The sequence below is a fragment of the Isoptericola sp. NPDC056134 genome, assembly GCF_042264825.1.
Classification (GTDB): domain Bacteria; phylum Actinomycetota; class Actinomycetes; order Actinomycetales; family Cellulomonadaceae; genus Isoptericola; species Isoptericola nanjingensis.
The window spans coordinates 59,166-79,878 of sequence record NZ_JBHJVM010000010.1 but is presented as its reverse complement, the minus strand read 5'-3'; the positions used below and the strand labels follow the sequence as shown (position 1 = coordinate 79,878).

The following is a 20,713-nucleotide window of genomic DNA, read 5'->3' as shown; positions in this document are numbered from 1 at the left end:
CGAGGAACGGTCATGGCCAAGGTGAACTTTCCCCCGCGATGCGTCTATGGTCGATGGCGGTATGGACACGACGGACACCGCAACGACCAACCATTCGACCGACGACAGCTCGACCGAGAGCGTGATCGACGACGCCGACGACACCGCGTCGTCCCGCGCCGCGGAGCCCCTCCCGGGCCTCACGGTGCGCCCGCCGACGACGCAGGACGGCGCCGCGATGTGGCGCCTGGCGCGCGACTCGGGCTCGCTCGACCTCAACTCCTCCTACGCCTACCTGCTGCTCGCGGACCACTTCGCCGCGACCTGCCGCCTGGCGTTCCTCCCCGACGACACCGGCACGGAGGGCGAGCCCGTGGGCTTCGTCTCCGCGTACCGGCTGCCCGCCGACCCCGCCACGCTGTTCGTGTGGCAGGTCGCCGTCGACCCGCGGGCCCGCGGCCGGCGCGTCGCGGGGCGGCTGCTGGACGCCGTCGTCGACGCGACGGCGGAGGGCGACGGCCCCGCCGTCACCCGGCTGCACACCACCGTGACCACGGACAACGCGTCCTCGCGGCGCGTGTTCGCGCGGTGGGCCGCCGAGCGCGGCGCGACCCTGCACGAGACGCCGGGCTACGAGGCAGCGCACTTCCCCGACGGCCACGAGGCCGAGCCGCTGCTGGTGATCGAGGGCATCCGCCCTCCCCGTTGACGTCCGTACCTCTCAGGTCCCAGACCTCGGGCTGCGCCGGTTCGGCGCGCAGGTGACGACGCAGCCCTCTCCACCACAAGACACCGCACCGGCGCGCACCACCTCAAGGAGTGTCCTTCGTGACAACCCCGACCGTCCCCACCACCGAAGCGTCCGCCGCCGACGACCCACTGGGCTTCACCGCCCTGGAGTCCGAGGTCCGCAGCTACTCGCGTTCCTGGCCCGTCGTGTTCGACCGGGCCTCGGGCGCGACGGTGTACGCGGAGGACGGCACCGAGTACCTCGACTTCTTCGCCGGCGCCGGCACCCTCAACTACGGGCACAACAACCCGCTGCTCAAGCAGGTGCTGCTGGACTACCTCGCCGACGACCGCATGGTGCACACGCTGGACATGTTCACCTCGGCGCGGCGCGAGTTCCTCGAGACGTTCAACGAGGTGATCCTGGAGCCGCGCGGGCTGGACCACAAGGTCGTGTTCCCCGGCCCGGGCGGCGCCAACGCGGTGGAGGCGGCCCTCAAGCTGGCGCGCAAGGTGACGGGCCGCGAGTCGGTCATCAACTTCACCAACGCATTCCACGGCATGACGCTGGGCGCGCTGTCCGTGACGGGCAACTCCATGAAGCGCGGCGGCGCCGGCGTCCCCCTGGTGCACGCCACCCCGATGCCGTACGACGACTACTTCGACGGCGACGTGCCCGACTTCGTGTACCTGGAGCGCCTGCTCGAGGACAGCGGCTCGGGCCTCAACGCGCCCGCCGCCGTCATCGTCGAGACGGTGCAGGGCGAGGGCGGCATCAACGCCGCGCGCGCCGAGTGGCTGCGCGGCCTGGCCGACCTGTGCAAGCGCCACGACATCCTGCTGATCCTGGACGACATCCAGATGGGCTGCGGCCGCACCGGCAAGTTCTTCTCGTTCGAGGAGGCCGGCATCGTGCCCGACATCATCTGCCTGTCGAAGTCGATCTCCGGCTACGGCCTGCCGATGGCGCTCACCCTCGTGCGCCCCGAGCTGGACATCTGGGAGCCGGGCGAGCACAACGGCACCTTCCGCGGCTTCGCCCCCGCCTTCGCGACGGCCGCCGAGGCGATCCGGACCTACTGGACGGACGACACGCTCGAGACCGCCACGACCGACAAGGGCGCGCTCGTCGAGGCGCACTTCAACTCCCTCGTCGCCCGCTACGGCGACGACGTGCTGGTCGCCAAGGGCCGCGGCCTCGCGCGCGGTCTGCAGACGCCCGACGGCGAGACCGCGGGCCGCATCTGCGACGAGGCGTTCTCCCGCGGGCTGCTCATGGAGACCTCGGGCCCCGACGGCGAGGTCGTCAAGCTGCTGCCGCCGCTGACGATCACCTACGACGAGCTGCAGCGCGGCCTGCGGATCATCAGCGACTCCGTGGCCGCCGTCCTGCCCGCGCCGACGGCCTGACCCGCCCCCGACCCACCGCACCCGAACCACCGGAGGTACCACCCATGCTCGTGCGCACGCTCGACGAGATCACCGACACCGACGCCGACGTCAAGAGCGAGAACTGGCGCTCGAAGCGGATCGTCCTGGCGAAGGAGGGTGTCGGCTTCTCCGTGCACGAGACCACCCTGTACGCCGGCACCGAGAGCTTCTTCTGGTACGCCAACCACATCGAGGCCGTCTTCATCACGTCCGGCGAGGGCGAGATCGAGGACCTCGGCACCGGCGAGGTGCACCAGCTGAAGCCCGGCTCGCTGTACCTGCTCAACGACCACGACAAGCACAAGGTGCGCCCGCGCACCGACATCACGTGCGTGTGCGTGTTCAACCCGCCGGTCACCGGCCGCGAGGTGCACGACGAGAACGGCGTCTACCCGATGGTCACCGAGCCGGAGGCCGCCGCGGTCTGACCCGCCCGACGCCGAGGTAGTACCGAATCTGCCGAGGTAGTACGAGCCTTCGCGAGGTAGTCACTACCTCGGCAGGTCTCGTACTACCTCGGCAGGTCTCGTACTACCTCGGCGCGAGGGCGGCGAGGCGGGCGCTCAGGAGGCGTCGGTCGCCCTCGCGGTCGACCTGGTCGAGGGCGAGGCGCAGCTCGACGACGGCGTCGGCGGGGCGCCCGGCGCGCGTCAGCAGGTCCGCCCGCAGGGCCGGCAGCAGGTGGTAGCCCGCCAGCGCCGGGTCCTGCCCGACGGCGTCGACGGCGGCCAGAGCGGCGTCGACGCCGCGCACCTCGGCCACGGCCACGGCCCGGTTGAGCGCGACGACGGGCGACGGCGCCAGGTCGAGCAGCACGTCGTAGAGGGCGAGCACCTCCGCCCAGTCCGTCTCCGCCGCGGTCGTCGCGCGGCAGTGCAGCGCCGCGATCGCGGCCTGCACCTGGTACGGCCCCGGTCGACGCGCCGCGAGCGCCGTGTCGAGCACCGCCAGCCCCTCGTCGATCTCCTCGCGGCGCCACCGCGTGCGGTCCTGCTCCGCCAGGGTCAGCGCGACGCCGTCGTCCCCGGTGCGCGCGTCGCGGCGCGCATGCTGCAGCAGCAGGAGGGCGAGCAGGCCGCGAGCCTCGGGCTCGTCGGGCAGCAGCCGGGCGGCGAGCCGGGCCAGCCGCACCGCGTCCCCGGCCAGCGCGCGACGCTCGGCGCATCCCTCGACCTCGTCGGCGGGCTCCGCCCAGGCGTCGTAGCCCTCCGTGAACAGCACGTAGAGGACCGCGAGCACCGCGTCCGTGCGCCCGGCGAGCAGCGCCGGCGGCGGCACCCGGAACGCGATGCCGGTGGCACGGATGCGCCGCTTGGTGCGCACCAGCCGCTGCGACATGGTCGCCTCGGGCACGAGGAAGGCGCGTGCGACCTGCCCCGTCGTCATGCCGGTGAGGGAGCGCAGCGTCAGCGCCACCCGGCCGTCGAGCGGCAGGGCCGGGTGGCAGCACGTGAACAGCAACCGCACCAGGTCGCCGTCCGGGTCGTCGGGCGACCAGCCCCCGTCGTCGAGGCCGCGCTCGACCTCGTCGTGCACGCTGTCGCCGGCCCGTCCCGGCCCGTCGACCCGCTCGCCCCGCCGCACCGCGGTCTCGCTCTTCTCCGCCTCGACGCGGCGGCGACGCAGCACGTCGAGGGCGTGCCGCCGCGCCGTCGTCGTGAGCCACGCGCCCGGCCGGTCGGGGACGCCGTCGCGCGACCAGGTGCGCAGCGCCGCCACGAACGCCTCCTGCGCGGACTCCTCCGCGAGGTCGAGGTCGCCGGTGGCGCGGGCCACCGCGCCGAGGACGCGCCCCCACTCGCCGCGGAAGGCGTCCTCGACGGCGACGGCGGCCGGCCCCGTCACGCCGGTGCGCTCCCGTCGGTCGGCCAGAAGGGGTGCACCTCGACCGTGCCGCCGCCCCGGCTGCCCGGGTGCTCGGCGGCGATCGCGAGCGCGGCCTCGAGGTCGGGCGCCTCGACGATGTCGAACCCGCCGATGACGTCCTTCGTCTCGGTGAACGGCCCGTCGGTCACCAGGGTGCGGCCGTCGGACACCCGCACGCGCCGCACGTCGGCGGCCGGCCGGAGCCGCTCCCCCAGCACGCGCGACCCGTCGGCGTCGTGCCGGCGCACCCAGTCCTCGATGTCGGCGTCCGGCTCGCGGTCGGGCACGTCGGGCTCGATCACCAGCATCAGGTACCGCATCACGCGCCCCCGTCCGTCGCGCCGGAGCCGTCGAGGCCCAGCGGCCAGAACGGCCGCAGCTCGATGGCGCCCCCGTGGGCCATGGGGTGCTCGGACGCGATGGTGATCGCCGTGTCGAGGTCGGGCGCGTCGATCACGTCGAACCCGCCGATCGCCTCCTTGGTCTCCGAGAACGGCCCGTCGGTGACGAGCGCGCGCCCGCCGCGCACCCGCACCCCGACCGCGTCGGCGGGCGGGCGGAGCCGGTCGCCGAGCACGGCGGCGCCGCTGCCGTAGTACTTCTCCACCCACCCCTCGATGGGCGGCGCGCCCGCGGCGTCCTCCGGCCGCAGCTCCGGGTCCTCGGGGGTGGACAGCACCAGCATCAGGTAGCGCACGACGATCTCCTTCGGGTCGGTTCCTCATCCTGCACGGCCCTCGTGGCCGTGTACATGAGCACGACGAACGGGAGACCTCCCGACAGACACCTCGCCGACGACTACTTGATCCCCGTGCTCGCGATCCCCTGCACGAAGGTCTTCTGGAAGACCAGGAACACCACGAGGAGCGGCACGACGGCGACGGTCGCCACGGCCATCACGGCGCCCCACGGCGAGGCGAACGCCGGGTTGCTGGTCAGGGTGGACAGCCCGACCGGCACGGTGAGGCGTCGCGGGGGCACCACGAGGGCTCAGTGCGCCAGGACGGGGTCGCGCTCGACGGTGGACGCCGACGACGACGCGGACGACGCCGGCCGCAGCGCGGCGGGCAGCAGCGCGGCGTGGGCCTCGAGGAGCTCGTCCGTCATCGCCCGGACCTGCTCGAGCGTGCAGTGCGCGGACGTCAGCGGGTCGAGGGCGACGGCGTGGTGCACGTGCTCGACGTCGCCGGTGAGGGCGGCCCGGACGGCGAGCGTCTGGACGTTGACGTTGGTGCGGTTGATCGCCGCGAGCTGCGGCGGGAGCTCCCCGAACGACGTCGGCTGCACGCCGTCGGCGTCCACCAGGCAGGCGACCTCGACGCAGGCGTCGTCGGGCAGGTTCGTGATGACCCGGCCCGCGTTGGGCACGTTGCCGTAGACGACGGCGGGCACCCCCGTGACGACGGCGTTGACGATCGACGCCCCGTACTCGACGGACGGGCTGAGGTCGGCCTTGAGCCGCTCGAGCTGCTCGTCCACGTCGCCCTGCTCGTCGTGGGAGGAGCAGATCTCGTAGTAGTCCCAGCGCTCCGGGAGGTACTCGAGCGTCGTGGCGGGATCCTTGCGGAACCACGGCACGTACTCCGACGCGTGGTGGCTGGACTCCGTCTCGAAGTACCCGAAGTGGTTCATCAGCGTGGTGCGCACCTGCTCGTTGCCGCCCTCGTAGGTGCTGGCGGCGAGCGCGGCGTCCGAGTGGTCGCCGTCGTCGGCGAGCAGGTCGGCCGCCGCCCGGCCGCGGACGTGACGCTCGGCCATGACCCGGCGCAGGCGCGGGTACAGGTCCTCGGCGCCGCGGCGGAACTCGAGGATCCAGGCCTGGTGGTTGATGCCGGCGCACCGGTAGGAGACCTCCTCGTAGGGGACGCCGAGGGTGCGGGCGAGCATGCGCGTCGTGCCCTGCACGCTGTGGCACAGGCCCACCGTGCGCAGCCCGAGGGCGTTGAGGTAGGCGGTGGCCATCGCCATCGGGTTGGCGTAGTTGATGAACTGCGCGTCGGGGCAGACCTCCAGCGCGTCGGCCGCGATGTCCTGGTACGCGCGCACCGAGCGCAGGAAGCGGAACACCCCGCCGGGGCCGACCGTGTCGCCCACGGTCTGGTCGACGCCGTAGCGGCGCGGGATCTCGACGTCGTGCCGGTAGGACTCCACGCCGCCCACCTGGAACGTGATGATGACGAAGTCGGCCCCGTCGAGGGCCGCCCGCCGGTCCGTGGTCTGCTCGACGACGGTGGGCAGCCCGTGGTGGTCCACGAGCTCGCGGGCCGCGCCCGCCACCCGGTCCAGGCGGTGGGCGTCGAGGTCCATGAGGCAGAGCGTGGCGTCGCGCAGGGCAGGGAAGCTGAGCAGGTCACCGATGAGCCGGAACGGGAACACGAAGCCGCCGGCGCCGATGATGGTGATCTTCGGGGAATGAGCCATGCAGCGACGCTAGGCCCGAGGATGGCGGTCGATCCTCCGGATCGGTCGCCCCGCTTTCCGGGATCCTTCGATCGCCCTAGGCTCCCGGCATGACGCTGACGGTCGACGACGTCCGCCTGGAGGAGGCCGCCCTGTGGGTGCGCCGCGGCGCACCCCCGGTGATGGAGCACCCGCACCGGCACGACGACCTCGAGCTCAACCTCGTGCACTCGGGTCGCCTGGAGTACCTGTTCGGCGGGTCGACGCTGCGGGTCGAGGCGGGCGAGGTGGCGCTCTTCTGGGGCGGCACGCCGCACCAGCTGGTCGAGCCCGACGCGGTGGAGTCCGCCGTGTCGTGGGTGCACGTGCCGCTCACCGAGGTGCTCGGCTGGGCCCTGCCGGCCGAGCAGATCGCGGTGCTGCTGCGGGCGCGCCCCGTCGTCGTGCCCTCCGCCGCGCTCGCCCGCGACGTCGACGCGCTCTTCGCGACATGGCACCGCGACGTCCTGGCCGGCGGCGACCACGTCGTCGTCATGCTGGAGGTGCAGGCGTTCGTGCGCCGGACGCTCGCGGCCGCGGAGGCCGCGGGGACACCGGGCCCGGCGGGCGACGCGGCGGGCGCGGCCGGGCCGTCCGGCGCGGCCGCGTGTGCCACCGCGATGGCGCAGTTCGTGGCGGAGCACTACCGCTCCCCCATCTCGCCGTCGGACGTCGCGCGCGCCGTGCACCTCAGCCCCAGCCACGCGATGACGCTGTTCAAGCGGGTGGTGGGCACCACCCTCGGCACCTACATCGCCAGGTGCCGGGTGGCGGAGGCGCAGCGCCTGCTCATCACGACGGGCGCCACCACGGTGGAGGTCGGGCACGCGGCAGGGTTCACGTCGCAGAGCAGCTTCTACGACACCTTCCGCCAGATCTGCGGGTACGCGCCCGGCGACTACCGGCGCGCGCTGCGCTGACCCGGGCGCGGCCGGGGCGGCGCAGGTCGGGTCACGCGACCGCGAACCCCGCGGCGCGCAGGCGCTCGACGACGGCCTCGCAGTGCTCCTGCCCCTTGGTCTCGAGCTGGAGGTTCACGAGCACCTGCGCCACGGTGAGCGAGGTGTCGGTGCGGGTGTGCTCCACCTGCACGATGCTCGCGCCGGCGTGCGCGACGACGTCGAGCAGCTCGGCGAGCGAGCCCGGCTTGTCGTCGATGCACACGCGCAGCTGCAGGTACCGGCCGGCGGCGACGAGGCCGTGCTGCACCACCCGCAGCAGCAGCAGGGGGTCGATGTTGCCGCCGGTGAGGACGGGGACGATCGTGCCCGGCAGCGAGCCGGGCTCGGCGGCCAGCACCGCCGCGACCCCGGCGGCGCCCGACGGCTCCACGATGAGCTTGCCCCGCTCCGCCACGAGCAGCAGGGCGCGCGACATCTCCTCCTCGGAGACGGTGCGCACCTCCACGCCGAGGCGCGCCAGCACCTCGAACGGCACGTCGCCGGGGGTGCCGATGGCGATGCCGTCGGCCATCGTCGCGCCGAGCGCGCGCGGCACCGGTCGCCCGGCCACGAGCGACTGCGGGTACGCGGCGGCCGTCTCGGCCTGCACCCCCACGACCTTGACCTGCGGTGCGGCCTCGGCGAGGACGGTCGCGATGCCCGCGACCAGCCCGCCGCCGCCGAGCGGCACGACGACCGTGCCGACGTCGGGCACCTGCTCGAGGATCTCGAGCGCGACCGTGCCCTGACCGGTGACGACGTCGAGGTGGTCGAACGGGTGGATGAGCGTGCGCCCGGAGCGCGCTGCCTCCGCGCGGGCGGCGACGAGCGCCTCGTCCACGCTCTCGCCGACCTGCCGCACCTCGGCCCCGTAGCCGCGGGTGGCCCGCAGCTTCGGCACCGAGGCGTCCACGGGCATGTAGACGATGGCGTGGATGCCGAGCATCTGGGCCGCGAGGGCCACGCCCTGCGCGTGGTTGCCCGCGCTGGCGGCGACGACGCCGCGCGCCTTCTCCTCGTCGGACATCCGGCTCAGGCGCGTGTAGGCGCCGCGGATCTTGAACGACCCGGCGCGCTGCAGGTTCTCGCACTTGAGGACGACGGGCGCGCCCGCCACCTCGGACATCGCGCGGAAGGCCTGCACCGGGGTGCGGGTGATGACGCCGTCCAGGAGGGCCGCGGCGGTGCGGACGTCCTCGAGGGTGACGCGGTCGATCGGGGGGTGTGCTGCCACTTACCTGTTCTCTCCTGCCGGGCCCGCGTCGGGCGGGGCAGGGGCGTCGGTCGTGCTGCCGTCCGAGGTACCGCCCGCCGTCGCCGTGTCCTGCGACGCCCGTCCCGACCAGAGCAGGGTACCGGGCAGCTGGGGTCGCCGGCGCAGCAGCGGCACGTGGTCCTCGGTGCCGAGCTCGGGGAACTTGTCGTGCCCGTGCAGGTACAGCAGGATCGTGTTCAGCACGGCCGCGAGCGGCACCGCGAACAGGGCCCCCACGATCCCCGCGGCGAGGCTGCCCGCCGCGACCACGAGCACCACCGCCACCGGGTGCAGGGACACCGCGTGGCCCATGAGGAACGGCTGCAGGATGTGGCTCTCGGCCTGCTGCACCAGCAGCACGATGCCGAGCATGATGAGGGCCGCGACCCAGCCGTTCGCCACCAGCACGACGGCGGTGGCGATCGCACCGGTGACGATCGCACCGATGATCGGCACGAACGAGCCGACGAAGACGAGGATGCCGATCGGCAGCGCGAGCGCGGGGACGAAGAACGCCGACCCGATCCCGATGCCGACGGCGTCGACGAACGCGACCAGGATCTGGGTGCGCACGTAGGCCGACAGCGTGACGAGTCCCCGACGGCCCGCCTGGTGCACGTTCTCCCGGGCCCGCACGGGCAGCAGGTTGACGAGCCACGTCCAGATGGTGCGGCCGTCGAGCAGGAAGAAGATCGTGCAGAACAGGGCGATGAGCGCGCCGACGAAGACGTGCCCCACGGTGGTCGCGGCGCCCAGCGCGCCCGAGACGAGGCCGGAGCTCTCCACCAGCGAGCTCTGGAGCTGCTGGCCGTACTGGGACAGCTGGTCGGAGTCGAGCTTCAGCGGGCCCTCGGCGAGCCAGGTCGTGAACTGGCGGAAGCCCTCGACGGCCTGGTCGGCGAGATCCTGGAAGCCGCTGACGATGGACGTGCCGGCGAGCGTCACCAGGCCGCCCACCAGCACGATCAGCCCGACGATCGACACGGCCGTCGCCAGGCCCTTGCTGAGGTGCCACCGCTGCAGCGTCCGGCGCACGGGCGCCAGCAGGATCGTCAGCAGCAGCGCGATGGCGACCGGCACGACGATGGTCTTGAGCGCCGCCAGCAGCCACAGGAAGGCGGCGACGGCGGCGGCGATCAGCAGGACGCGCCACGACCAGGAGGCCGCCGCGCGCACGCTCAGTGGGACGCTGTCCGCGCCCGAGGGGGAGGTACGTTCCGAGCTCACGCGGAAACCCTAGGCGGCCCGGGGTCTCGACGCGCGGGGGCCACGCCCGCGCGCCGGCGCGGCGGTCGGCCGTCGACCGGGATCTTCACGGCGCGTCCACAGGTTGGACGCTGACGGGACCTCCTGGCGGCCCCGTCACCCTGCGGCGGGACGCCGCCGCTGCGGGTGGACGGTCTCGCCGCGCTCCAGCATCGCGACGTACTTCGCCACGTTGCGCTCGCGCGCCTCCGCCGTCTTGAGGGCCCCCAGGCGGTGCAGGATCGCGTACCGGTTCTGCGCCGTGAGGACCTCGAACATCGCCGACGCCGCGGGGCTGGCCGCGATCGCCGCGGCGAGGTCGTCCGGCACCTCGGCGCGCGCGGAGCCGTGGTACGCGGCCTCCCAGCGCCCGTCCGCCTTCGCCGCGTCGATCTCCGCCTGCCCGCGGGGCCGCATCCGGCCCTCGTCGGTCAGGCGGGCCACGATCTCCTGGTTGCGCACCGACCAGCGGCTGCGCGTCCGGCGCGGGCAGAACCGCTGCAGCATCGTGTCGGCGCCCAGGCTCCGCATCTGCGCGTCGATCCACCCGCTGCACAACGCCTCCTCCAGCGCTGACGCGTGCGTGAGCGTCGTCGGCGACGGGCGCCCCTTCTTCGCGAGCACCAGCCACGCGCCGTCGGGAGTGGTGTCCTCGTGCTCGTCGAGCCAGGCCCGCCACGCCGCCGGGTCGGGCAGGAGGAGCTGGTCGGGCAGGTCGGGGCGGTCGTCGGCCATGACGGGACCGTAGCGCCCGGCTCGCCCTCGAGCATGGAACACCCCGGCGGGCGATGTCGTTGCGCACTACGGGACCACCGCGTCCCTCTCAAGGAGGTAACCCGATGAACTCGATCTTCGACCAGCTGCTCGGCCGCTCCGGCAAGACCACCATGGTGGCGCCGGAGGACGCGCTGCCCGGGCGCGAGTCTCCCGTCCTGCCCGCCGCCCGCCCGCACACGGTGCTCGGCACGTCGCTCACGGGCCCGTGGCCCGAGGGCACGCGGGTGCTGTACCTGGCGATGGGCTGTTTCTGGGGCGCCGAGGAGATCTACTGGCAGGTGCCCGGCGTCGTGAGCACGGCCGTCGGGTACATGGGCGGCACGACGCCGAACCCGACGTACGAGGAGGTGTGCACGGCGCGCACCGGGCACACCGAGACCACCCTGGTGGCCTACGACCCGGCGAAGGTCTCCGAGGCCGAGCTGCTCAAGATCTTCTGGGAGCGGCACGACCCGACCCAGGGCTTCCGGCAGGGCAACGACGTCGGCACGCAGTATCGCTCGGCGGTCTACTGGACCACGCCGGAGCAGGAGCAGGCGGTGCGCGAGACGGCGATGCGGTACTCCGAGGTGCTCGCCGCGAAGGGCTACGACCCGATCACCACCGAGCTGCGACCGGCCGTCGAGGCCGGCCCGTTCTACTACGCCGAGGACTACCACCAGGAGTACCTCGACAAGAACCCGCACGGCTACCGCTGCCACGCGACGACGGGCGTCCCCTACCCCGACGCCGCCTGACGCACGTACCGCGCACGGCCCGTCCCCGCTCCGGGGGCGGGCCGTGCGCGTGCCAGGCGAAGACGTCGAGCAGCCGCCGGCAGCGCACGGGGTCCTCGGTGAGCCCGCGCGCCGGCCCCCACAGCAGGGCGGACGTCGCGCGCAGCACCATCCGGGCGCGGCGGCCGCTGGACGGCCGGTGTGGCCGCGGGTGTGGAATGGGGGCATGAGCGAGCAGAGCACCACGCCCGACGTCCCCACCCGTAACGCCGCCGACGGCACCGCGATCCCCGCCGTCGGCTTCGGCACGTACAAGCTCAAGGGCCACGGCGGCGCCGACGCGATCGCCCGCGCCATCGACGCCGGCTACCGGCTGATCGACTCGGCGTTCAGCTACGAGAACGAGGGCACCGTCGGCCGCGCCGTACGGGCCTCCTCGGTGCCGCGCGAGCAGCTGCTGATCACGTCGAAGCTGCCCGGCCGCCGCCAGGCCTACGACGACGCCGTCGCCACCGTCGAGGAGTCGGTGTACCGCAGCGGGCTCGACCACCTCGACCTGTACCTCGTCCACTGGCCCAACCCGCGCATCGGGAAGTACGTCGAGGCGTACCAGGCGCTGGTCGACTGCCGCGAGCGCGGCCTGATCCGGCACGTCGGGGTCTCGAACTTCCTGCCCGAGCACCTCGACGCCGTCATCGAGGCCACCGGCGTGACCCCGGTCGTGAACCAGGTCGAGCTGCACCCGTACTTCCCGCAGGCCGCCCAGCGTGCCGCCGACGCCGAGCGCGGCATCGTCACCGAGGCGTGGAGCCCCCTGGGCCGGGCGAGCGACATGCTCGGGGACCCGGTGATCGCGGAGGTCGCGGCGGCCCACGGCGTCTCGCCCGTGCGCGCCATCCTGCGCTGGCACGTGCAGCTCGGCGTCGTGCCCATCCCCAAGGCGTCCAGCCCGGAGCGGCAGGCCGACAACCTCGACCTGTTCTCGTTCGAGCTCACCGACGACGAGATGGCCCGCATCACCGGTCTCGGCCGCCCCGACGGGCGCACCGCCGACCAGGACCCGGCGGTCTACGAGGAGCTCTGACCCACCTCGTCGCCACCCGCGGGGCGGGCGTCGCGCCCGTCCCGCGGGCCGAAGACGCGCAGCGCGTCCGCGTCGCTCGCCGCCGACCGCAGGTACTCGTCGGCCCACTCCTGGACGTTCGGGTATGACGATCCCGCCACCAGCGCCGCCACGGCGGCGTCCACGTCGACGGCCGTGTGTCGCAGCTCGACCTGGCCGCCGCGCAGCAGCGCCCACGACCCGCCGGCACGGCCGTACGGCATCCCGACGCTGCCCGGGTTCACGACGAGGCGCCGGTCCACCAGCCGCACGAACGGCATGTGCGTGTGCCCGCACAGCACCGTCGTGACGTCGTCGTCCAGCCCGCCCAGCACCTCGGCCCATCGCTCGAGCGAGGAGTCGACCAGCACGACCTCCTCGTCGTCGCGCGGCGTCCCGTGGCAGGCCACCACCCGCCCGAACCCGCGCACGCGCAGCTCCACGGGGTGCGGCAGCCCGGCCAGCAGCGCGACGTCGGCGGGGCGCAGCTGCGCCGCCGCCCAGGGGGCGACGGGGTCGGGCACGGGGCCCGAGCCGTCCCGGGCGTGCGCGACGAGCTCGCGGTCCGCGTTGCCGCGCACGAGCACCGCCCGGCGGCCGAGCGCCCGCAGCCGGTCGAGCACCGCCAGCGGCTGCGGTCCCGCGGCGTGGTCGCCGGTGACGACGACGGCGTCGGCCGCGCGCACGTCCGGCTCGTCGAGGACCGCCTCCAGGACGGGCAGCACGCCGTGCACGTCCGAGAGCACCGCGACGGTGCCCAGCTCACTCGTCGCTCCCATGCCGCCACGCTCCCAGGGCGACCTTCCGGACGCACGCGGTTCTGCCCACCGCAGCAGGCCGGGGGTCCGACGGCGCCGCGACAGCGTCGGAGGCGGGTGCGACGATCGTCGGGTGCTGCTCTCCGAGCTGGTCACCACGCACGCCGCCGTCGCCGCGACGCGCTCGCGGCTGCGCAAGCGGGAGCTGCTCGCGGAGTCGCTGCGCGCCGCGGAGCCGGGCGACGAGGTGGAGGTCGTCGCGGCGTTCCTGTCGGGCAGGCCGCGGCAGCGCCGCACCGGCCTGGGGTGGCGCACGCTGGGCAGCCTCCCCGACCCCGCGGCCGAGCCGTCCCTCACGCCCGCCGACGTCGACGGCGCGCTCGGCCGCCTCGAGCAGCTCGCGGGCGCCGGCTCGCAGGCCGCCCGCCGGTCCGCCGTCGACGAGCTGTTCGGGCGCGCCACGGCCGACGAGCAGGACTTCGTGCGCCGCCTCGTGCTGGGCGAGCTGCGCCAGGGAGCGCTCGACTCGCTGCTGCTCGACGCGATCGCCGCCGCGGCCGACGTCCCGCTGCCGGTGGTGCGCCGGGCGGCGATGTTCAGCGCCCTCACCGGGCCCATCGCCCGGGCCGCGCTCGACGGCGGCGCGCCCGCCCTGGAGGCGTTCCGGCTCGAGCCCGGCCGGCCCGTGCGGCCGATGCTCGCGGCGTCGGCCCCCGACGTCGCCGCCGCCCTGGAGCGGTTCGAGGGCGGCGCCGTCGCCGCCGACACCAAGCTCGACGGCATCCGCGTGCAGGTGCACCGCCGCGGCGACGACGTCGTCGTCTTCACGCGCTCGCTCGACGACGTCACGGAGCGGCTGCCCGAGGTGGTCGCCGTCGCACGCTCCCTCGACGTGCGCACGGTGGTGCTCGACGGCGAGGCGATCGCCCTCGACGACGCCGGCCGCCCGCGCCCCTTCCAGGAGACCGCCGCCCGCACGGGCAGCCACGACGCCGAGGCGGGCAGCGCCACCGTGCCGCTCAGCGTGCGGTTCTTCGACGTGCTGCACCACGACGGCACCGACCTCATCGACGCGCCCGCGGCCGAGCGCCTCGAGGTGCTGGACCGCGTGCTCCCGCCCGAGGTCGTGGTGCCGCGACTGGTCTCCGCCGACGTCGGGGAGGTCGAACGGTTCTTCGCCGACACCGTCGCCGTCGGTCAGGAGGGGCTGGTGCTCAAGGCCCTGGACGCGCCCTACGCCGCCGGCCGCCGCGGCGCCGGCTGGGTCAAGGTCAAGCCCCGGCACACGCTCGACCTCGTGGTGCTCGCCGTGGAGTGGGGCTCCGGCCGCCGCCAGGGCTGGCTGTCCAACATCCACCTCGGCGCGCGCGACCCCGGCGCCGGCGGCTTCGTCATGCTCGGCAAGACCTCGAAGGATGTTGACCGAAGCGGCTGGGCGATGGTCGGAAAAACCTTCAAGGGGATGACCGACGAGATGCTCGTCTGGCAGACGGAACGCTTCCTCGAACTTGAGACGCATCGCGAGGGTCATGTGGTCCACGTTCGCCCGGAGCAGGTGGTCGAGGTCGCCTTCGACGGCGTGCAGCGGTCGAGCAGGTACGCCGGAGGAGTCGCCCTCCGGTTCGCGCGGGTGGTCCGCTACCGCGACGACAAGCCCGCGACCGAGGCCGACACGATCGAAACGCTGCGCTCCTATCTCCCGTCCTGAGACGGGACCGCCACGCGAGACCAAGCCGACCGTCAGTCAGACTCGTCGAGCAGTGCAACCGTCCACCTGCCTCCAGGCCCGGACCTCCTTGCGATGAATCCTGGGGGCATCGTCGCGAGTGTGGCGATCGAACTGTTCCGCTCGATCGCATGAGCGATATGAGTCGCGATTGACGCGCCTGGCACGTTCGGGTCGTTGCGCCCGTCACCGATCGCCCACGCCCCGTCCGAGAAATGAACCACCTCGCGCGCGGGTTCGACGCCGTCCAAGACCGTCGTCTGCACCACAGCGCCGAGCGATGGAGGAAACCTGTCGTCCCTGAACGGGAACGGGAGGATGCGAAACATCTCGCGACTGGAGTCCACGGGCAGAGCCTGGCACAGATGGTCGCGTTGGTGACTGGGGACCTTGGATGACGTCACAAGATCCTGAACGAAGCGGCTGGCTGATGGCCGGGAAGACTTTCAAGGGGATGACCGGCGAGATGCTCGCCTGGCAGACGGAACGCTTGCTCGAACTTGAGACGCACTGCGAGGGCCACGCGGTCTACGTGCGTCCTGAGCAGGTTGTCGAGGTCGCCATCGGCGCCCGTCGAGCGATCGAGTCGCTACACGGGAGGCGTGGTCCTGCGCTCCGCACGAGTCGTGCGCTACCGCACCGACACGTCGTTCCTGCACTTGTAACCCGGAAGACGTTCAAGGGCATGACCGACCAGATGCTCACCTGGCAGACCGAGCGGTTCACCGAGCTGGCGACGTCGCCCGCCGACGGGTCGTCGTACGTCGTGCAGGTGCGTCCCGAGCAGGTGGTCGAGATCGCCTTCGACGGCGTGCAGCGCTCCACCCGCTACGCCGGGGGCATGGCGCTGCGGTTCGCGCGGGTGGTGCGCTACCGCGACGACAAGTCCGCCGCCGAGGCGGACACGGTGGACACCGTGCGCGCCCTGGCGGCGGCCTCCGGAAGCACAGCCGGCTGAGCCGGGCGCTGAGCGACCGCCCACCGGGCGCGGTGGCCGGCTCCGTCAGCGGCTGCCGCGCCGCCGGCCCTTGCGCGGCGGCGACGGCCGCGAGCCCCCGCCGCGCCGCGCCGCGCCGCGCTGGCCGGAGCCACGCCCCTGGGCAGCGCCACCGCCGCGCTGGCCCTGCGCCCTCGCCGGCTTCGTGACCTCCGCGGTCTTCGCGTCCGACCGCCCGGCCGCGGCACGGCCCCGGGAGCTGTTGGCGGTGCGGCCGCGCACGATGCCGATCATCTCCTCCACCAGCTCACGCACGTCGTCGGGCAGCCCGTCCACGAGCCACCCCAGGCCGACGGGCGCGCCGGGCCCGCCGTCGAGCACCCGGTAGGTGACGTCCTTGCGGTGGTGCAGCCGCGCCAGCGACATGGGCACGACCGTGACCCCGACCCCGGTCGCGACCAGGGCGATCGCGTCGGCCGCCGTCGCGGGCCGCTCGGGCTCCACGAGGCCGCCCGCGCCGTCGTCGTACGCCTCCGGCGCCCGGCCGGGAACGGGCTCTCCCGCCGGGTAGAGGACGTCGTCCGCGGGCAGCCACACGACGTCGTCCGCGACGTCGTCGGCGGCGACGACCTCGTCCTCCGTCGTCGCCGCGAGCAGGTGGTCGCGCGAGACGGCGACCACGGGTAGCTCCGTGTACAGCGGGATGGCGTGCAGGACGTCGCCGTCGACCGGGAGGCGCAGGAGCGCCGCGTCCACCTGCCGCTCGACCAGCGCGGCGGGCGCGTCGGCGGCGTCGACCTGGACCAGGGCGAGCCGGACGCCCGGGAGCCGGTCGCGCCACGTGCGCGCCCAGCGGCCCGGCGTTGCGCCGGGCACGTACCCGAGCCGGAAGGTGGGACGTCCGTCGTCGGCCGCCTCGACGAGGGCGTCCTCGCTCTCGACGGCGTCGTCCGGCTCGTCGTCCACCGTGTCGTCGAGGGCCTCGCCCGGCTGGTCGGTCACGGCACCAGGCTACGTGGGCGTGCCGCGCCGCCCGCCGCGACTACCCTGGTGCCCATGGCCGGAACCCCCTTCTCCCAGCAGGTCCTCAAGCCGACGAACGCGGCGAAGAAGCTCGGGGTGTACCTGCCCGCGACCCCGCCCGAGTTCCAGGAGCACGGCATCACGCGCGCCGAGCTCGAGCAGCTCGAGACGAATCCGCCGCAGTGGCTCGAGGAGCTGCGCCGCCTCGGGCCCCACCCGCGTCCCGTCGTCGCCGGCCGGCTCGGCATCTCCATCGCCGGCCTCGCGCGCGGCGGCGTCACCGAGCCGCTGACCACCGAGCAGATCGACGAGCTGCGCCAGGACCCGCCCCAGTGGCTGGTCGACGAGCGCGCGACGGCGGCCAAGGTGCGCGAGGAGGAGGACCGCGTCGCGGCCGAGGCCGCGCGCAAGGCGGAGAAGTCCGCCCGCCGGTCCCGCTGAGCGCCACTCCCGATCAGTTCGGCAGCGGATCGATCTCTTCGGCAGCCGAACGTGCCGAGGAGATCGACGAGCTGCCGAACAGATCGGCTCAACCCCGCGGCTGCACCCGGTCCGTGTGCCCGAGCGAGAGGTCCGGCGCGACGGCGTCGCGGATCGCCGTCTTGAGCGGCGGGATCTCCGGGAACCCGCCCTCGGCGGCGCGGTCCCACAGCAGCACGGCGTCCCGGCCGTCGCCCGGGTCGAGCTCCACCCGGAAGACGCCGCCCGTCCCCGGGACCAGCGCGACCTCGGAGAGCCGCGTGCGGAACGTCTGCAGCAGCTCCTGCGCCACCCACGCCGCGCGCATCAGCCACCGGCACTGCGTGCAGTAGGTGATCGACACGCGCGCGGTCGACGTCGGCTCCGGCGCGGCGGGGGCTTCGCTCATGGCGCCAGGGTAGGGCGCCCGGTCGGGCGCCGGCGTCCCCGTCAGGGAGACTGGTCGGGTGCACCACGCCTCCGAGCCCGACTCCCCCGCCCCCACCGAGCCCTTCGAGAGCCTCGACCCCGCCGCGCGGCTGGCCGCCGTCCTCGGCGCGCTCGCCCCGTGGCCCGAGGACGGCTCGCGGCCGGACGGCCCCGTCGCCGTCGACGCCACCGATCGGCTGCTGCTCGACGAGGCCGCTCCCCTCCTGGCCGACGCCGGTCCGGACGACGTCGTCGTCATCGGCGACCGGTTCGGCGCGCTCACCCTGGGGGCGCTGACGCTCGGACCGTCCCGGGTGCGGTCCTTCACCGACGCGGTGACCGCCGAGGCAGCGCTCGACCACCACCTCTCCGCAGACCTCGCTGACCTCGTTCGGGGTGGGCGACGCGAGGTGCACCTCGTCCGCGCGGACCTGTACACCGAGGCGTCCCACCTGCTCGCCGGCGCGCGGCTCGTGCTGCTCCAGCTCCCGCCGTCCCTCGCCGAGCTCACGGAGATCGCCGAGGCGGTCGCCAGGTACGCCGCGGACGACGTCGTCGTGCTGGCCGGCGGGCGGGTCAAGCACATGACGCGCTCGATGAACGAGGTGCTGGCCGCGTCGTTCACCGACGTGCGCGCCACTCTCGCTCGTCAGAAGTCGCGGGCGCTGGTCGCGACCGGGGTCCGGCCGGAGGCGCGCGACGCCGCCCCCGCCTTCCCCGCCCGCGCCGTGCTGCGCGACCGGGAGCTGCTGGCGGCCGCGGCACCGTCGGGCGGGACGTCGCCGGCGGACGTCACCGTCGCCGCGCACGGCGGGGTGTTCGCGGGCACGACGCTCGACCTCGGCACCCGCTTCCTGCTCACGACGGCGGAGAAGTGGCCGGGAGCAGACCGCGTGCACGACGCCGTCGACCTGGGCAGCGGCAGCGGCCTGCTCGCCACGGTCCTCGCGCTCCGGTACCCGGACGCCCGCGTGGTGGGGACGGACCGCTCCGCCGCGGCCGTGGCGTCCACGCAGGCGACGGCGGAGGCGAACGGCGTCGGCGGGCGCGTCGTCGCGCTGCGCGGGGACGCGGGCGAGGACCTGGAGCCCGCGAGCGCCGACCTGATCCTGCTCAACCCGCCGTTCCACGACCGCACGGCCGTGCGCACCGACGCCGCCCACCGCATGTTCCGCGCGGCCGGGCGGGCGCTGCGCCAGGGCGGCGAGCTGTGGTGCGTCTTCAACACGGCGCTGCACTACCGGGAGGCGCTGACCCGCGCCGCCGGGCCCACCGTGCACGTCGCGCAGAACCCGAAGTTCACGGTCACGCGGTCCCGCCGCCGCTGACCCGCACGCGAGGTCGTCCGGAAGTTGCCGAGGCAGTGCAGAAGCTGCCGAGGTCGTACGAGACGCGGCTCGTACGACCTCGGCAGCTTCCGCACTACCTCGCGATCGAAAGAGGTCAGCGCACGCCGACGACGTCGACGACGAAGACGAGCGTCGCGCCGCCGGGGATGCCGGCCTGCGGCACGCCGCGCTGGCCGTAGCCGTGCTCGGACGGGATGGACAGCAGCACGCGGTCGCCCACGTTGCGGCCGACCAGGCCCTTGTCCCAGCCGCCGATGACGGCGCCGACGCCGATCGGGAAGTCGATGGTCTGGCCCCGGTCGTAGGAGTTGTCGAACACCCCGCCGCCCCAGGTCTGGCCCAGGTAGTTCACGACGATGGTGCGGCCGGCGTCGACCACCGGGCCGGTGCCCTCCTCGAGCACCTGCACCTGCAGGCCGGCGGGGGCGTCGCCCTCGGGGAACGTGATCTGGGGCTTGTCGCCGAAGCCGCCGGTGGCGGTGGGGAGCGTGGTCACAGGGGTACCTCGTCTTCGTCGTCGTGCAGAGTCGGGGTGCAGAGGCCAGGCGATGCCCGGCGGGGCTGCGCCGTCCAGCCTACGCGGCGGACGGCACCGGGCACCCGGCGACGTCGCGCAGCGCCGCGAGCGCGGCCAGCACCGGCGGGGTGTCGGCGACGGCGTCCTGCACCAGGGCGTAGATGGATCGCACCGGCACGGGCCGCACCACGGGCACGGCCACCGTCCCGCTCGCGGGGCGCGCGGAGCCGAGCGCGGGCAGCACGGTGATGCCGATGCCGGCGGCGACGAACGCGAGGGCGGTCGGGTAGTCGTGGGCCTCCACCGCGAACGCCGGGCTGAACCCGGCGGCGCGGCACGCCTCGAGCAGGTTGCGGCGGCACCAGCCGCGCGCGAAGTCGTTGTCGATCCACCGGTCGCCGACCAGCTCCGCGAGCTCGATCTCGTCCCGCCCGGCCAGCGGGTGGTCCTGGCGGACGACGGCGACGTACGGGTCGTCGAGCAGGTGGTGGGCGGTCGTGCCGGCGGCAGGCCGGAAATCGGGCTGCGCGACGGCGAGCTGCAGGTCGGCGCGCTTCGACGGGTCGGTGGGGATCTCCTCGGTGAGCTCGAGGTCGAGCCGCACGCCGGGGAACCCGGTGCTGAGCGCGCTGACGACGGCCGGCAGCCACGCCGCCCCGACGGAGGCGAAGTAGGCGACGGACAGGCTGCCCGAGCGCCCGGAGCGCAGGTCGGCGACGAACGTCTCCACCTCCCCGAGGCGGGCGAGCAGCCCGTCGGCCTGCGCGGCGAGCGCCTGGCCCGCCGCGGTGGGGCGCACGCCGCGGCCGTGCCGGGCGAGCAGCTGCAGCCCGGTCTCGCGCTGGAGCGCGGCGACGTGCTGGCTCACGGCGGACGGCGTGTACCCGAGGTTGGCGGCCGCCGCGGCGACCGAGCCGCTGGCGACGACGGAGCGGAAGACGCGGAGCCGGTGGACGTCGAGCATGCTCGCGACGATACAGCGACACTGAAGCATTCGGTAGATATATGAACTGGTGCTCACGGGATACGTCGGCG

At 74.1% G+C, this 20,713-nt stretch carries 23 protein-coding genes and 1 pseudogene; 10 read left to right on the top strand and 14 right to left on the bottom strand.

Annotated features, from left to right (window positions below; all coding sequences use genetic code 11):
* Nucleotides 1-61: 61 nt before the first annotated feature.
* The 3 genes from ectA to ACFCZN_RS11790 all read left to right on the top strand — a co-directional run bounded on the left by ectA (nucleotide 62) and on the right by ACFCZN_RS11790 (nucleotide 2,567).
* A complete protein-coding gene (ectA, locus tag ACFCZN_RS11800) occupies nucleotides 62-688 on the top strand; it encodes a diaminobutyrate acetyltransferase (RefSeq protein ID WP_430556920.1) in 627 nt (208 codons plus the stop codon).
* Nucleotides 689-807: 119 nt separating this feature from the next.
* Nucleotides 808-2,118, top strand: coding sequence for a diaminobutyrate--2-oxoglutarate transaminase (ectB, locus tag ACFCZN_RS11795; RefSeq protein ID WP_429764555.1), 1,311 nt, complete (start codon nucleotides 808-810; stop codon nucleotides 2,116-2,118).
* Between the two features lie 44 nt (nucleotides 2,119-2,162).
* A complete protein-coding gene (locus ACFCZN_RS11790) occupies nucleotides 2,163-2,567 on the top strand; it encodes an ectoine synthase (RefSeq protein WP_430556919.1) in 405 nt (134 codons plus the stop codon).
* 103 nt (nucleotides 2,568-2,670) lie between these two features.
* Here the strand turns inward: ACFCZN_RS11790 and ACFCZN_RS11785 are convergent, their stop codons facing one another.
* The 5 genes from ACFCZN_RS11785 to melA form a co-directional block, all read right to left on the bottom strand.
* Nucleotides 2,671-3,984: an RNA polymerase sigma factor gene (locus ACFCZN_RS11785; protein ID WP_430556918.1), complete on the bottom strand. Its 1,314-nt coding sequence runs from the start codon at nucleotides 3,982-3,984 to the stop codon at nucleotides 2,671-2,673.
* Complete coding sequence (locus ACFCZN_RS11780) at nucleotides 3,981-4,325, bottom strand: YciI family protein (RefSeq protein WP_430556957.1); 345 nt, start codon at nucleotides 4,323-4,325, stop codon at nucleotides 3,981-3,983. Before ACFCZN_RS11780 ends, ACFCZN_RS11785 begins: the two co-directional genes overlap by 4 nt.
* Complete coding sequence (locus tag ACFCZN_RS11775; protein ID WP_429764551.1) at nucleotides 4,325-4,702, bottom strand: YciI family protein; 378 nt, start codon at nucleotides 4,700-4,702, stop codon at nucleotides 4,325-4,327. Before ACFCZN_RS11775 ends, ACFCZN_RS11780 begins: the two co-directional genes overlap by 1 nt.
* Before the next feature lie 101 nt (nucleotides 4,703-4,803).
* A complete protein-coding gene (locus ACFCZN_RS11770; protein WP_430556917.1) occupies nucleotides 4,804-4,989 on the bottom strand; it encodes a hypothetical protein in 186 nt (61 codons plus the stop codon).
* 6 nt (nucleotides 4,990-4,995) lie between these two features.
* Nucleotides 4,996-6,426, bottom strand: coding sequence for an alpha-galactosidase (melA, locus tag ACFCZN_RS11765; protein ID WP_430556916.1), 1,431 nt, complete (start codon nucleotides 6,424-6,426; stop codon nucleotides 4,996-4,998).
* Between the two features lie 89 nt (nucleotides 6,427-6,515).
* Between melA and ACFCZN_RS11760 the strand changes: the two genes are divergently transcribed.
* A complete protein-coding gene (locus ACFCZN_RS11760; protein ID WP_430556915.1) occupies nucleotides 6,516-7,364 on the top strand; it encodes a helix-turn-helix domain-containing protein in 849 nt (282 codons plus the stop codon).
* Between the two features lie 31 nt (nucleotides 7,365-7,395).
* Here ACFCZN_RS11760 and ilvA read toward each other — a convergent pair whose 3' ends face one another.
* From ilvA to ACFCZN_RS11745, 3 genes are all read right to left on the bottom strand, one after another.
* A complete protein-coding gene (gene ilvA / locus ACFCZN_RS11755) occupies nucleotides 7,396-8,619 on the bottom strand; it encodes a threonine ammonia-lyase (protein WP_430556914.1) in 1,224 nt (407 codons plus the stop codon).
* The gene (locus ACFCZN_RS11750; protein ID WP_430556913.1) at nucleotides 8,620-9,867 is read right to left on the bottom strand and encodes an AI-2E family transporter; all 1,248 of its coding nucleotides are present in this window, start codon (nucleotides 9,865-9,867) and stop codon (nucleotides 8,620-8,622) included.
* A 135-nt stretch (nucleotides 9,868-10,002) separates the two neighbouring features.
* Nucleotides 10,003-10,620, bottom strand: coding sequence for a YdeI/OmpD-associated family protein (locus tag ACFCZN_RS11745; protein WP_429764545.1), 618 nt, complete (start codon nucleotides 10,618-10,620; stop codon nucleotides 10,003-10,005).
* A gap of 104 nt (nucleotides 10,621-10,724) precedes the next feature.
* Between ACFCZN_RS11745 and msrA the strand changes: the two genes are divergently transcribed.
* Together msrA and ACFCZN_RS11735 are read left to right on the top strand one after the other, a co-directional pair.
* Complete coding sequence (gene msrA / locus ACFCZN_RS11740; protein WP_430556912.1) at nucleotides 10,725-11,399, top strand: peptide-methionine (S)-S-oxide reductase MsrA; 675 nt, start codon at nucleotides 10,725-10,727, stop codon at nucleotides 11,397-11,399.
* Nucleotides 11,400-11,604: 205 nt separating this feature from the next.
* On the top strand, nucleotides 11,605-12,462 hold the full coding sequence (locus tag ACFCZN_RS11735) for an aldo/keto reductase (protein WP_429764543.1): 858 nt from the start codon (nucleotides 11,605-11,607) through the stop codon (nucleotides 12,460-12,462).
* On the opposite strand, the gene ACFCZN_RS11730 is transcribed toward ACFCZN_RS11735, so the two are convergent.
* Complete coding sequence (locus ACFCZN_RS11730; RefSeq protein ID WP_430556911.1) at nucleotides 12,447-13,259, bottom strand: metallophosphoesterase family protein; 813 nt, start codon at nucleotides 13,257-13,259, stop codon at nucleotides 12,447-12,449. The genes ACFCZN_RS11735 and ACFCZN_RS11730 overlap by 16 nt on opposite strands.
* Before the next feature lie 112 nt (nucleotides 13,260-13,371).
* Here ACFCZN_RS11730 and ACFCZN_RS11725 point away from each other — a divergent pair, with 112 nt between their 5' ends.
* Nucleotides 13,372-14,946 (top strand): ATP-dependent DNA ligase, encoded by a 1,575-nt coding sequence (locus ACFCZN_RS11725; RefSeq protein ID WP_430556910.1) that lies wholly within the window; start codon nucleotides 13,372-13,374, stop codon nucleotides 14,944-14,946.
* A gap of 32 nt (nucleotides 14,947-14,978) precedes the next feature.
* On the opposite strand, the gene ACFCZN_RS11720 is transcribed toward ACFCZN_RS11725, so the two are convergent.
* Nucleotides 14,979-15,311 carry a hypothetical protein gene (locus tag ACFCZN_RS11720; protein WP_430556909.1) on the bottom strand — a complete coding sequence of 111 codons (333 nt, stop codon included), beginning with the start codon at nucleotides 15,309-15,311 and terminating at the stop codon, nucleotides 14,979-14,981.
* 323 nt (nucleotides 15,312-15,634) lie between these two features.
* Here ACFCZN_RS11720 and ACFCZN_RS11715 point away from each other — a divergent pair.
* A pseudogene (locus tag ACFCZN_RS11715) lies at nucleotides 15,635-15,922 on the top strand (ATP-dependent DNA ligase); the annotation flags it as partial.
* 45 nt (nucleotides 15,923-15,967) lie between these two features.
* Here ACFCZN_RS11715 and ACFCZN_RS11710 read toward each other — a convergent pair.
* Nucleotides 15,968-16,903 carry a LysR substrate-binding domain-containing protein gene (locus ACFCZN_RS11710; RefSeq protein ID WP_430556908.1) on the bottom strand — a complete coding sequence of 312 codons (936 nt, stop codon included), beginning with the start codon at nucleotides 16,901-16,903 and terminating at the stop codon, nucleotides 15,968-15,970.
* A gap of 54 nt (nucleotides 16,904-16,957) precedes the next feature.
* Here ACFCZN_RS11710 and ACFCZN_RS11705 point away from each other — a divergent pair, with 54 nt between their 5' ends.
* Nucleotides 16,958-17,365: a DUF5997 family protein gene (locus ACFCZN_RS11705; RefSeq protein WP_429764538.1), complete on the top strand. Its 408-nt coding sequence runs from the start codon at nucleotides 16,958-16,960 to the stop codon at nucleotides 17,363-17,365.
* A gap of 88 nt (nucleotides 17,366-17,453) precedes the next feature.
* Here ACFCZN_RS11705 and ACFCZN_RS11700 read toward each other — a convergent pair whose 3' ends face one another.
* Nucleotides 17,454-17,792, bottom strand: a complete 339-nt coding sequence (locus ACFCZN_RS11700) for a SelT/SelW/SelH family protein (protein WP_429764537.1) — start codon at nucleotides 17,790-17,792, stop codon at nucleotides 17,454-17,456.
* A 130-nt stretch (nucleotides 17,793-17,922) separates the two neighbouring features.
* On the opposite strand from ACFCZN_RS11700, the gene ACFCZN_RS11695 reads away from it, so the two are divergent.
* Entirely contained in the window at nucleotides 17,923-19,140 is a 1,218-nt protein-coding gene (locus ACFCZN_RS11695) for a class I SAM-dependent methyltransferase (protein WP_430556956.1), read from the top strand.
* 115 nt (nucleotides 19,141-19,255) lie between these two features.
* Here ACFCZN_RS11695 and ACFCZN_RS11690 read toward each other — a convergent pair whose 3' ends face one another.
* Nucleotides 19,256-19,657: an FKBP-type peptidyl-prolyl cis-trans isomerase gene (locus ACFCZN_RS11690; RefSeq protein WP_429733276.1), complete on the bottom strand. Its 402-nt coding sequence runs from the start codon at nucleotides 19,655-19,657 to the stop codon at nucleotides 19,256-19,258.
* A 79-nt stretch (nucleotides 19,658-19,736) separates the two neighbouring features.
* A complete protein-coding gene (locus tag ACFCZN_RS11685) occupies nucleotides 19,737-20,642 on the bottom strand; it encodes a LysR family transcriptional regulator (protein WP_430556907.1) in 906 nt (301 codons plus the stop codon).
* Between the last annotated feature and the right edge of the window lie 71 nt (nucleotides 20,643-20,713).